This window comes from Magnetococcales bacterium (assembly GCA_015231925.1).
GTDB lineage: Bacteria > Pseudomonadota > Magnetococcia > Magnetococcales > JADGAQ01 > JADGAQ01.
Genome location: JADGAQ010000122.1, coordinates 1 through 12,605, shown reverse-complemented (window position 1 = coordinate 12,605; position 12,605 = coordinate 1). Strand labels below are relative to the sequence as shown.

Annotated in this window: 10 protein-coding genes; 2 read left to right on the top strand and 8 right to left on the bottom strand. The window is 60.5% G+C overall.

Features of this window, described 5'->3' with window-relative positions:
- From HQL56_13160 to HQL56_13140, 5 genes are all read right to left on the bottom strand, one after another.
- On the bottom strand, positions 1-371 hold a 371-nt coding region (locus HQL56_13160), incomplete at its 3' end, for an ABC transporter permease subunit (protein MBF0310468.1).
- Complete coding sequence (locus HQL56_13155; protein ID MBF0310467.1) at positions 368-1,258, bottom strand: ABC transporter ATP-binding protein; 891 nt, start codon at positions 1,256-1,258, stop codon at positions 368-370. The genes HQL56_13155 and HQL56_13160, both read right to left, overlap by 4 nt.
- A 30-nt stretch (positions 1,259-1,288) precedes the next feature.
- On the bottom strand, positions 1,289-2,452 hold the full coding sequence (locus tag HQL56_13150) for a nitrous oxide reductase family maturation protein NosD (GenBank protein ID MBF0310466.1): 1,164 nt from the start codon (positions 2,450-2,452) through the stop codon (positions 1,289-1,291).
- Between the two features lie 86 nt (positions 2,453-2,538).
- The gene (gene nosZ / locus HQL56_13145; protein MBF0310465.1) at positions 2,539-4,485 is read right to left on the bottom strand and encodes a TAT-dependent nitrous-oxide reductase; all 1,947 of its coding nucleotides are present in this window, start codon (positions 4,483-4,485) and stop codon (positions 2,539-2,541) included.
- A 276-nt stretch (positions 4,486-4,761) separates the two neighbouring features.
- Complete coding sequence (locus HQL56_13140; GenBank protein MBF0310464.1) at positions 4,762-6,837, bottom strand: regulatory protein NosR; 2,076 nt, start codon at positions 6,835-6,837, stop codon at positions 4,762-4,764.
- A gap of 405 nt (positions 6,838-7,242) precedes the next feature.
- Here HQL56_13140 and HQL56_13135 point away from each other — a divergent pair, with 405 nt between their 5' ends.
- Together HQL56_13135 and HQL56_13130 are read left to right on the top strand one after the other, a co-directional pair.
- Entirely contained in the window at positions 7,243-8,787 is a 1,545-nt protein-coding gene (locus HQL56_13135) for a methyl-accepting chemotaxis protein (protein ID MBF0310463.1), read from the top strand.
- Between the two features lie 147 nt (positions 8,788-8,934).
- Positions 8,935-9,726, top strand: coding sequence for an HNH endonuclease (locus HQL56_13130; protein ID MBF0310462.1), 792 nt, complete (start codon positions 8,935-8,937; stop codon positions 9,724-9,726).
- 147 nt (positions 9,727-9,873) lie between these two features.
- Here the strand turns inward: HQL56_13130 and HQL56_13125 are convergent, their stop codons facing one another.
- From HQL56_13125 to fdxB, 3 genes are all read right to left on the bottom strand, one after another.
- Positions 9,874-10,587 (bottom strand): type 1 glutamine amidotransferase, encoded by a 714-nt coding sequence (locus HQL56_13125; GenBank protein ID MBF0310461.1) that lies wholly within the window; start codon positions 10,585-10,587, stop codon positions 9,874-9,876.
- Positions 10,588-10,813: 226 nt separating this feature from the next.
- Positions 10,814-11,935 (bottom strand): homocitrate synthase, encoded by a 1,122-nt coding sequence (gene nifV / locus HQL56_13120; GenBank protein MBF0310460.1) that lies wholly within the window; start codon positions 11,933-11,935, stop codon positions 10,814-10,816.
- 1 nt (position 11,936) lies between these two features.
- The gene (gene fdxB / locus HQL56_13115) at positions 11,937-12,248 is read right to left on the bottom strand and encodes a ferredoxin III, nif-specific (protein ID MBF0310459.1); all 312 of its coding nucleotides are present in this window, start codon (positions 12,246-12,248) and stop codon (positions 11,937-11,939) included.
- Between the last annotated feature and the right edge of the window lie 357 nt (positions 12,249-12,605).

The window sequence follows — 12,605 nt, the reverse complement described above, 5'->3', positions numbered from 1 at the left end:
CCCGCCGCCCCGTAACCCACCACCGTGGCCAGCCCCAGCACCACGGTATGCCCCAGAAACTTGCCCAGAATCACCTGCCCCTTGGTCACCGGATAGGTGAGCAGCAACAGCAGCGTGCCCCGCTCCATCTCCCCCACCAAGGCATCGTAGGAGAGCAGCAGGGCGATCAGCGGCAGCAGAAAGATGGTCAGACTGGCCAGGCTCACCACCACCACCGCCAGGGGTTTGGCCCCCAGCGCCCCGGTGGGGGTGCTGCCCAGAAAGGCCAGGCCGAAGGCCAATCCCGCCAGCAGCAGGGTGGCGCTGACGATCCAGCGGTTGCGCAAGGCGTCCTTGACCTCCTTGGCGGCGACAACCCACACGGGGTTCATGGCGACTCCTCCGCAGGCTGATGGCCGAAATGGAGATAGACATCGTCCAGAGTCGGCAGGTGGATCTCCACATCCAGCACCACCTCGCCCAACCGGGCCAGATGACGCAACACCGCCATCTTCTCCTCCACCCGGCACAGCACCTCCAGGGTCTGATCGTCCAGCGGCACCGGCGTCAAGCCGTCCAGATCCCGGACCACCTCCCCCGCCGACCGGTTGGTGGCCACCCGCATGCGCACCCGCAGATCGGCCTGACTGCGCAATTCGTCCAACGTGCCGAAGGCGGCCAGTTTGCCCTGTCGCAGAATGGCCACCTGATCGGTGCGGGCCTCCAGCTCCGTCAGCACATGGGAGGAGAGCAGAATGGTGGTGCCCTGGGTGCGCAACTCCTGAATGATGCGGAAGAACTCCTGCCGCAGAATGGGATCGAGCCCCGTGGTCGGTTCGTCGAGCAGCAGCAGGCGGGGTTGGCCCAACAGCGCCTGGGCCAGCCCCAGCCGCTGACGCATGCCCTTGGAATAGGTCTTCACCCGTCGCCCGGCGGCCTCGGAAAGCCCCACCCGCTCCAACAGCTCCGCGCACTGTGGCAAGGGACTGCCTTTGAGGCGGGCGTAATAGTGCAGGGTATCGGTTCCGCTCAGTTCGTCGTGGAAGATGACGTTCTCCGGCAGAAAGCCGATCTCCCGACGGAAGGCCAGCGGGGCCGTGGCCGGATCGAGGCCGAGGGTGCGCACCTGCCCCGCCGTGGGACGGGTCAACCCCAGCAGCAGCTTCATCAGGGTGGTTTTGCCCGCCCCGTTGTGGCCCAGCAGCGCCATGCAGGTTCCGGGAGCCACGGCGAAACTCAGCCCGGAGAGGGCTTCGTGTCGGGGATAGCGTTTGATCACCGCTTCAACGGACAAGGCAGGGTTCACCACTCACTCCGCAGGCTTCATCAAGGGCCAACTGTCCACCACGCCACCCGGATCGAGGGCCGGGAAGCGACTCTGGGCAAAACGCAGGGTCTCCATCACCGGACTCGACAGCAGCAGCTTGGCCAGAGGATATTGCCAGATCACCCGATCCACCAGGGTATTGGGCCGATAGGCCGTGTCGGCGAGACCGTCCCCGTTGAGATCGAAGGCCGGGTTGTCGCTCCAATAGTTGCCCCGCCCGTTCCGGGACCACTCGTAATGCACCATGCCGGTGTATTTGACCTGGGTGTGGTTGTTGACGAAGGCATTGTTGTAGAGGGTGTTCTTCTCCGACCCGCCGGTAAAGTGCAAACCGATCTCGCACCCCTCGAAGCGGTTGTCGTGCAGGCTGTTGTGGGTCGAGGTGTAGACGAAGCCGCACTTGTCGGCGGTGTTGCGAATGCGGTTCCAGGCCACTTCCGAGCGGTGGGAGGAGTGGAACATCAGGCCATGGTCCCGGTCGTTTTCGGAGGTGTTGCGCAACACCTTGAGGTCGGTGGAATACATGATGGCCAGCCCCACGGCGTTGCCCACGGAGTGGTTGTCCGTGACCTCGTTGCGGTTGGCGAACATGTAATGCACGGCGAAGCGCAGATTCTCGAAGCGGTTGCCGCGAATGGCGTTGCCGTGGGCGGTGTGGATGTAGAGCCCGTCCCGCCCCCCGACCACCCGGTTGTTCTCGAAGAGGGAGCCGGTGGAGTCCCAGATGTTGATGCCGTTGCCCCGGTCGTTGAGCCACAGATCGTTGCGGTTGGCGATGCGATTGCCCCGCACCACCACCCGTTTGGCCCCCTGGATGGAGATCCCGTAGAGGTTGTCGACCACGTCGCTGTTTTCGACCAACAGCCCTTCCGCCTCACGGGTGGCGAGGATGCCCGAATCGAGATCGGTCTCCACGATACCCGAGCCCCGGAAGGTCAAGCCGCGCACCACCACGCCGGGCGCGGCCACCGTCAGGGCGCTGCCCAGACCGCCGGCGTCCACCACGGCCCCGGCGGGGCCCTCCAGGGTCAGGGGTTTGTCCAGCCGCGCCGGGCCGTAGCGCCCCGGCGTCAGACGCAGTATCGCCCCCGGCGCGGCGGCGGCCACCGCCTGGGCCAGCGCCGTCGGCCCCGGAGCCAGCAACATCGGCTCCGAGGCCCACGCCCCCAGGGAAAAAGCGGTCAGGCCCCACAGCCCGACCGCCCAACCCTCCCGCCAAAACCGCATGCCGATCAGGCTTCCACCAGCATCCGACCCTGCATTTCCATGTGCAGGGCGTGGCAGAACCACTGGCAGTAATAGTACCAGACCCCGGCCCGATCCGCCTTGAAGGTCACGGAAGCGCTCGCCTGGGGACCGACCTCCATGCAGACGTTGTGGCCCACCACCGTCAGACCGTGGGTCAGATCAACCACATCGTCGATGTTGGTGACCACGATGGTCACCTCGTCGCCCTTCTTGATGGAAAACTCGGTCATGCTGAAGGTCGGGGCCTGGCTGTACATGTAGACCCGCACCTTGTTGCCGTCACGCACCACCTTGGAATCCTTGCCCAGGCTGACGCCGTCGGCCTTGGCCATGGCGTGCAGGTCGGCGAACATCGGATCGTCCATCTTGTAGACTTCCGCCGGATTGACCTTGGACTTGTGGACGATGATGGCATCGTGGGGTTCGGCGAAGGTGGGGCCGTCATGCACCAGCTTCATCTCGTCGCCGGAGATGTCGATCAACTGGTCGTTCTCGGGCTTCAGCGGGCCGACGTTGAGGAAGCGGTCCTTGGAGAACTTGCACAAGGCCACCAGCCACTTGCCGTCGGCATCCTTGGATTCGGCCATGGAGGCGTTGGTGTGGCCCACCTGGTAATGCACGTCGATCTTCTGCCGCACCGGATTGACCTTCTCGCCCTTGAACTGCTTGATGGCGTCCTCGATGTTCCACTTGACGATCTGGCTGTCGAGGAAGACGGAGGTGTAGGCGTTGCCGCGACCGTCGAAGGTGGTGTGCAGGGGGCCCAGACCGATCTCCGGATTGGCGATGATGACATCCTTTTCGGCGATCTTGCCGGCGAAGAGTTCATCCACCTTATCCCAGGAGATGACGTAAACCGTGGGGGAGAGCTTGCCGGAAACCACCACATGCTTGCCGTCGGGAGCGGCGTTGGCGTCGTGGGGGTTGTTGGCGATGGGGATGTAGCGGGTGAAGGCCGACTTGGCCGCCTTGCGCCCGTCCACCACGGGAACGCCGCCGATCATCTCCACCTTGCCGGCCTTGACGGCCTCTTCGATGGCTTTGATGTTGAAAATGACCACATGATCCGCCGGAGCGGCGGTCATCGCGGCGGTGTCGGTGCCCTCCTCCGAGTTGTAGCAGGTGGAGATGGCGTATTTGCCCTGATAATCGGCGTCGCAGTTGTCGAGGTTGCCGCTGATCTTGACCTGCCAGGCCATCTTCATGGTCTCGCCGTCCACGGCGGAGAAGATGCCGACATACTTGGTGGGATCGTTGATGTCGCGCCCGTCGTTGGGCAGGGGCACACGCATTTCACCGTTGGCGAAGACGTAACCGGTCTTGGGAAAACGCTGCAGCCGCAGGCCGTGGATGGCGTGGGCGTTGGGGATCTCCAGCACCTTGTCGGTCTTCATGATGTCGATGCGGATGCGGGCGATGCGGGTGTTCGACTTGTCGTTGATGTAGAGGTAACGACCGTCGTAGGAGCCGTTGGTGTAGGACATGCGGGGATGGTGGGTGTCCCCGTGATCGTAGGTGGTGCGGCCCGACTTCTTGAGGAACTCTTTGGTTTCGGGGGTCAGCCCTTCGGAGAGGATCTTGAGGCTCTCGTTGGTCAGGCCCCAACCCGTGGCGCTCTCCCGATTGAACACGGGGATGCGCATCAGCTCGCGCATGGAGGGGATGCCCAGAACGCGCACTTCGCCGGAGTGACCACCGCTCCAGAAGCCGTAGTATTCGTCGAGTTGCCCGGGAGGCACATCGGCCTTGCCGGAGGCGGAGGCCAGGCTTGCGGCGCCGGCGGCGGTCAGAGCGCCGGCTCCCGCCACCACACCGCGTCCGCCCATACCGGCCAGTCCGCCGAGGGCGGCCACCTTGACGCTGGTTTCCAGCAGGTCGCGGCGGGTCAGGGGGCAAGCGGCTTTTTCCACGGATTTCTCTTCCTGGGACATCGTTCAGGCTCCTTATGAATACCGAATCGGTTATGTGAAATAACGACCAATCCGCGCCACGCCGGCGGGGTTCGGGGTGTGTGATTTCACACATCTTATGACACACTCTGAAAATCTTTACAAATAGAAAATTTTGAAAATCTTAAATTATCTATTTTATACATATACACATTATAAATAATTATTTGCATATAATTTTAGTAATGTTATATGTTAAACTAATAATATAGCTGATAAAAATCAACTTCAGCCATCAGGAGATGCCCTCTATTTTCCTCAGGCCTGATTTGTTATAGCCTCTGATTGAGCCTTTTTCTCTTTGCGATTACGTCTCATAATGAGTGTGGGGCAGACGTTCTCGTTGACGTAGTTGAATTGGCAACGCAGACAGTAGAGGCACTCGTTGGGGTGAATCTCCCCGTTCGGCTGAATGGCCTGCACAAGGCACTCCTCGCTGCAGTTGCTGCACAAGTCACCGCACTGACGCCGACGCTTCAGCCAGGCGAAGATGCGCACCCGCCCCGGAATGGCCAGCGCCGCACCCAACGGACAGAGGTAACGACAGAAAACCCGCTCCACGAAGAGCCCCGCCCCCAGAATGGCCAGGGCATACACCACGTAGTACCACTCCCGATCGAAGCGCAGCAGCACCACGGTCTTGAAGGGTTCGATTTCCGCCAGGCGTTCGGCGGTGGCCACCGAGGAGAGGGAGACCCCCAGCAGTGCCATGAACAGAACGTACTTGATGGCCCACAACCGTTCGTGCCAGGCGAAGGGCACCCGCCACTGGGGAACGCCGAAACGGCGCGCCACCCAGTTGCTCAGTTCGTGCAGCGCTCCGAAAGGACAAAGCCAGCCGCAAAAAGCCCCCCTGCCCCAAAAAATCAGCGAGATGGCCGTGGCGCACCACAGAATGAAAATCAACGGCTCCAGCAGGAAAAATTCCCAGCGAAAACCGCTCATCAAGGAGTGAACGAAGGTGAAAACGTTGACCACCGACAACTGGGCCTGGGCATAGCCGCCGATCCAGACCAGCGAAAAGAGCAGGAAGAGCCGCCGCAGCCGTTCGGTCTGTACCGGATGCCGCACCAGCAGCTCCTGAAAGAAGAAGACCAGGGTCAACACCGCCAGGGAGACGCATAGCACCACCACATCCCCCATGCGTCCAGCCCAGATGCGCTCCCACAAAGGGGTTTCGCCGGGAGTCGGGGCCTCCGCCGCAGCGGGGGTCGCCACGGGGGCGGGCCGGCTCAGAAAGCGTTCCGGCAGGCGATAGTCCAGGTGGAAGCTGGTGAAGGCCTTTTCGATGGGACCGACGGGACGATGGGTCAAGAGTTCCAGGGTCCAGGGCCGCGTCACCTCGAAGGAGCCGCCGACGGGGAACTTGTAGAGGCCGATTTCGGTGAATTCCGGCATTCCCGGCGCCAGAGAGGCCATGCGACGGTATTGCTGGTCGCGGAACAGGATGCTGGCCCCGTCCTGATTGATCTTGAAACGGTCGAAGATGGCCCCCCGCACGAAACCGCTGCCCCGGAAGGAGTAGTCGCCGTTGCCCATCAGCAGCAGCGCCTGCTGGCCGGGAGCCAGCCAGTTCTTCAGGTTGGCGTATTCCGCCTCGCCCAGCAGGTTGCGCCCGATCGTCTCGGGCGTCACCACCGCGGCGTAAAGATCGATGAACAGCTCCTCCGCCGGATAGGCCTTGACGTAGGGCTCGCCGCTGCCGATGCCCATTTTGGTGAAGGCGGCGTTGACCTCCCCGTGGCTCAGGTGCAGACGGCGCACGCTGCCCTCCCCGATGAGGCCGATCCAGTCCGTGGCCTGAAAGGGGGGATCCAGCAGGGTGGCCGGGGGTTCGACGGGAGTGCTGCCGCTCTGAAACAGCTTCAGGGCCACCCGGCGCAGGCTGTCGTTGATCACGATGGCCGTCACCGTGGCGCCGCTGATGGCGTCCACCGTGGCCTTGTGAACCTCCTTCTGCTCGGCGATCGGGTTGCGTCCCGCGAATCGTGCCACGAAATCGAACAGCTTCTGCTCGGGAATGCCCACCAGCAGAATGGGTTCGGCATGTTTCAGCACCTTGGCCCCGGTGATGAGGCCCTGGTTGTCGATACCCGCCAGAATCTCGATGGGCTTGCCGGAGTAACCGATGTCGCTGGCCACGAAGACCCAGCCCACCGCCTCCCCGTTCCTGAAGGCCCTGGCGCGTGGCGGAGTGCCGCTCAGGGCCTCGAACCGATCCGCCCCCGGATAGACCTCCGCCGGCGCCACCGCCTGATCATAGGCGCCGAACTCCCGCGCCTGCGCAGGCAACGCCAGATGACACAGCACCATCACCACCCAAATCCACCGCATCCTGCTCATTCCGCTCTCCGCAACCCCTCGCACCCCTCCCTGCCGGGCAGCGTTCGGGGAAATAGTCCTGCTATATTTTGTAGTTTAGAAAAAAATTGGACAGACGGAGTTGATCTGAGTCAATTTATCGGGGTTATTCCACACGAAGAACGCAGCCCCCATGACGTTCGGTGCGGCAACTCCCTCCGGAGAGAAGCCGCCCCACCCGGTCAAGGCCTCCCTTGCCCAAGAAAAACACACATGAAGATAAAATCTATAATAAATTCGCCGCCTAGCCCGTTCGGGCTATTTACCTCTTGAAGAAGATTCGGATACCGTGTTAGACTAGTTTATATTTCAGAATATAATAATAAAGATGATTGACGCTCCCAATCCGCCCCTCGAAACCCGGACACTGGAGATCGAATGGCTCACCACTACTCCCTGATCAGACGTTCCATCGGCATCAAATTGCTGCTGGTGGCGGGCATCGCCGGAACATCGAGCCTTGTGGGCATGGGCGCGGTGGCCCTGCAGCGCATGCAGACCAGTTTGCTGGAGCAGAACGACCGCAACATCCAGCAACTCACCGAAAGCGCCACGCGCGGACTGGAAACCATCATGCTGGGGGGCTACTCCGACATCGCCCGCAAGTATGCCGACAGCCTCAAGGACATCCGGGGGGTGGAGGGTTTCCGCATATTGCGTCTGGATGAGAAGGAGGCCTTTCAGGAGGGCAGCGCCCCTCAGGGGGAGAGTGCCTTTGTCGGCTTCAACCACTTCGACCCCGAGTCCGTCAGCCCCGAGTTCGCCCAGGCGGTCCGGGAGAAGCGGGTGGTCTCCACTCTGGTCAAAGGAACCGACGGCGTCACCCGCGCGGAGTATCGGGTGCCCCTGCTCAACAAGGAGGCGTGTCACGCCTGCCACGGACCGGATCACGCCGTGCGGGGCATGTTGCACCTCACCCTCTCCCTGGCGGAATCGGAAGCGCGCATTCGTCAAACCCAATGGGAGCTGGCTACGACGCTGCTGGTTTCGATCGGTCTGTTTCTGGTGTTGTTATGGGAGATTCTGCGTCGTCAGGTGACCCGCCCCCTGGCGCGCATGCAGGGGGTTATCGGCATCATCGCCGGGGGAGACCTGCGGTCCCGACTGCACTTCGACGAGAAGGAGCAGGACGAAATCGCCCGCATCGGTCGGGACGTCAACATCATGGCCGACAACCTTACCGCAACCATTCAGACCGTGCGTTTACAGGCTCAGGTTCTCTCCGAGGGCATGGGGGAATTCGCCCGGGTCCGGGAAGAGCTGGAGCAGGGCACCGGCAGCACCTCCTCGGTTTCGGAGGAGGTCGCCCGCTTCATGCAGACCATCATCCGGGGCATCTGGGAGAGTGTGGAGCGTTCCAAATCCACCGAAAAGGTGGCCCGGCAGGCGGCGGAAAGCGCCATCGAGGGGGGGCAAACCGTGCGTCAGGCCATCGACGCCATGACGGAGGTGGGCAAAAAGACCGGCGTCATTCAGGAGATTGCCCGGCAGACCAACCTGTTGGCCCTCAACGCCGCCATCGAGGCAGCCAGGGCGGGTGAGTCGGGCAAAGGCTTCGCGGTGGTGGCCGGGGAGGTGCGCAAGCTGGCGGAACGCAGCCGCAACGCCGCCGAAGAGATCGGACGCATCATGAATTCAACCGTGGAAACCGCCAGACAGGCCGGCAGCGTACTCGACGAACTGGTCCCGCAAATCACCCGCACCGCCGAGGAGGTACGGCGCATCGACCAGCTCTCCGGCAGCCAGAACGAGAGCGCCCAACGCATCTCCGAAGCGGTCAGCCGACTGGACGCGGTCATCCAAACCAGCGTGGTCACCTCGGGCCGGATCAGCGACATCGCCCACACCCTCCTGGAGGCTTCCGGGCAACTGGAGGAGTCCATCGCGGTGTTCAAGCTGGAGGGGGATGGAGAGTATGAGTGAATCCCCTGACTTCCTTAAAAGGGTTTACATCAAGGGTATTTTCTGATAACCTTCAAGTGGTTTTCATGGATATGAATCCAAAAGAAACACGACAATCTCAGCTTTATACATGCTTTCTTAACCACATGATCCCCACGGAGAAAGACTATGTCTATTAATCACGAAGAACGCGCATTCCGTGCATGGCCAATTTTAGTGGAATATGCAAGAAAAAACAAAACAATAACATATAAAGAACTTGCATCTGCACTCGATCTGCACCATCGCAGCATGCAATGGCTCCTAGATCTGATTCAAAATTTTTGTCTTGACAACAAACTACCTCCACTAACCATAATAGCTGTAAACAAAGAAACAGGCAAACCAGGAAACGGTTTTTCTGCATGGGATATTGCAGGCTTCAATGAAGGGAAAAAGCTAACCTTTGATTATGATTGGCTACAAATTAGCAACCCCTTTAATTGTACATCCGGCAATATAACAATTGACAATCTTGTCGAGGAACTGATTAAAACCCCAGAAAAATCAAAGGAGGTATATTCTCTCGCAAAACAAAGAGGTATAGAGCAAGCAGTTTTCAGAAAATCTTTACTAAAACTATATAAAAACAAATGCGCTTTTTGCGACCTCTCATTTGAAGCAGCCTTGGAGGCATCACACATCATTCCTTGGCCTAAAGCAACCAGGGAGCAAAAAATCCACCCCTCTAACGGAATATTGCTATGCTCAACACATCACCAGCTATTTGATAGACATATAATATCAATCGACGACTCATACAGACTGACCTACAGCGACCACAAAATGAAAAACGGATCATATTCTTCAGTCGATAAAATAATGACAGTTGACTTGCATGGAAAATACGCTAAAACCCCCTTAGATTCAAAACACAAGCCATCAAAAGAATACATCAACAAACGCAACTCGTCACGATAAACAGCCGGAATTCCAATCAGTTGACGAGTCAAAACTGGCCGAACTTCCGAAAGGGGAAACATCCGACTATCTCCGCTGGAAAACAAAGAAACGCCTGATTTTCAACCGCGACCAACTGCACGAGTGATCGCAGTTCAGGCTAGCTCATCAAACAGAGGCTGAGCTGAGGAGGAACCGCCCGAGCCACCCTGCCACCAGCTCGTTGTCCACGCCTTGCGCCAGGCTCTCCCGTGCCAACAGCACGGGGGAGCCGGGTTGGCGGCCCGTATGGGCCGGGATGATGGCTTCCATGTAGTCACGGGCGAATTCCGGGTGGCCCTGGACGCCGAGGGAATGGTCCCCTACCGCCAGCATGGCGCAAGGGCACTGCTCGCCCGAGGCGAGAATCTCCCCGCCCGGCGGCAGGACCACCACCTGGTCCTGATGGCTGTGATGCAGCCGCACCGTCTGCTGAAACGGCTGCATCCAGTCCGCCCTACGCTGCAGGTGAACGGACCGGACCCCGAGTCGCAGCCCGCACCCCGCCCGTTCCACCCGCCCGCCCAGCGCCTGGGCCAGCAACTGATGGCCGAAGCAGATGCCCAGATAGGGTTTCCCGGCGGCATGCACCTCCCTGATGAATCCCATCAGCGGCGGCAGCCACGGCTCGTCATCGTAAACGGAGTTGTCCGATCCACACGCCAGCCAGGCATCGCAAACCCCGACACCGGCAGGCAAATGCCCCCGCTGCACCTCGAAAACCTCGAAGACCACTCCCGGCAAAACCGGCTCCAGCATGGCGCGGAACATGCCCAGATAGTCACCGAAGACTCCCTGTAACGCCACCGGCGGAAAACCCGTGCGCAGATAGCCGATACGCATGATCTCTTCTCCGCTTGATATTCAATGCAGACCCGAATTGCCTGGATATTTCCAGATGGAAACCGAGTGTATACCGTTCGGCTTTGCATTTCAGAGAGACAATTTTCCCGGAATATCCTTAGCCGGCTTCGTAAGTTCCAGAGAAAACAGGCAAAAGTCAAAGGACAGAACATTTCCTTTTTTTGATAGTTAAAGGATAACATATTGAAAGTAAAAGGAAAATGATCTACCGTCCCGTCGATTTCAACCACGCCAGCAGTTCGTCCTCCTCCGGGGGGCGTTTGTGCCGTTTGGCGTAGCGACGCACCCGCTCCAGCAATTGTTCGGTCTGCTCCTCCTCCAAAGCCACCCCCAAATGAGCGTAAACCCAGGCCAGCGCCTTGCGCCCCGAATGTTTGCCCAGCACCAGCCGATGGCATTGCCCCACCGTCTCCGGGTCGAGACCCTGATAATTCTGCGTCTCCTTGAGCAATCCGTCCACATGAATGCCCGATTCGTGACAAAACACCCCCCGCCCCACCAGACTCTTCTGCCGGGAGACCGGCTGACCGGAGGCCTTCTCCACCAGTCGCGACAACTCCGGCAGCGCCGCCAGATTGACCCCGCTCTCCTGATGATGGAAAAAACGCAGCCCCGTCGCCACCTCCTCCAACGGCGCGTTGCCCGCCCGTTCCCCCAAGCCGTTCACCGTGGTGTTGACGTGGCTGGCCCCGGCCCGCACCGCCGCCAGCGTGTTGGCCGTGGCCAGACCCAGATCGTCGTGAGCATGCATCTCCACCGCCAGATCACTGGCCGTCACCAGCCGTTTGATGCGCTCGTAAACACCGAAAGGCTCCAAAATACCCAGCGTGTCGGCAAAACGAAAACGGGTGGCCCCCGCCCTTTGCGCCTCCTCCATCACCCGCAACAGAAAATCCTCCTCCGCACGGGAGGCATCCTCCCCGCCCAAACTGACCTGAAAACCCATCTCCCGCGCCAACGGCACCAGTTGGCGAATCTGCCGCACCACCCACTCCCGGTCGCGGCCCAGCTTACCGACAATCTGCTGATCCGACACCGGAATGGAGAGGTCGAGCCGCTGCACCCCCAAACCCCGACAGGCCTCGATATCGCTCTTTCGCAGACGGCACCAGAGCAGCAGATCGGCTTTCAAGCCCAACGCCGCCACGGCGCGAATCTCCTCCCGCTCCTCCTCACCCATGGCGGGAATGCCGATCTCCATCTCCGGCACCCCGGCCCGGTCCAGGGCGCGGGCGATGGCCAGACGCTCCTCCAGGGTGAAAGCCACCCCGGCGCTCTGTTCGCCGTCCCGCAGCGTGGTGTCGTCGATGATGACCCGGGGAACCATTTCAGGCCGCCAGTTCAAGAGCCGCATGGCGGTGGCACTTCTTGGGACATACCCTGGAACAGGCCCCGCAGCCGATGCAATCCCCGGCGTCGGCGATGGACATCACCATGCGGGTGTCGTCGGAAAAACCGTCTTCCCAATCGGACTCTTCCTCTTCATCCCCGGTACCGGTGCGTTCCACCAGCTCCAGCACCTGCCGCGGGCAGACCTTGAAGCAGCGCCCGCAGCCGATGCAGCGGGTCTGGTTGATACCGACGAGAAACGCGGGGGTCCAGCTGCCGCCGTTGCGGGTGGAACCGGTCAGATGGGCCATGGGTACCTCCTGGTTATCTGGTCAGTTATACGGGGGTCCGGGGGGGATTATCCCCCCCGGCGGGGTTCGGGGCAGCGCCCCGAGGTTTGGCCTTGGCCTTTGGCGGGTCGAAGCCCAATGGTGAAATGCCCAAACCCGAACCGCTGAAATACTTTGTTAAACATTCGACCCGCCGGAGGGGGCCAGGGGAGGGACTCACCCTCCCCATCCTTTTTGGGGCGCGGTCAATCCAACCAGGTTTTCAATCGAAAGCCCTTCGTATCTATTCATGTATACAGGGGTTCGGGGGGGATTATCCCCCCCGACGGGTCCAGGGCAGCGCCCTGGGACTCTTCCTTTTGCTGTTGACGTTCAACC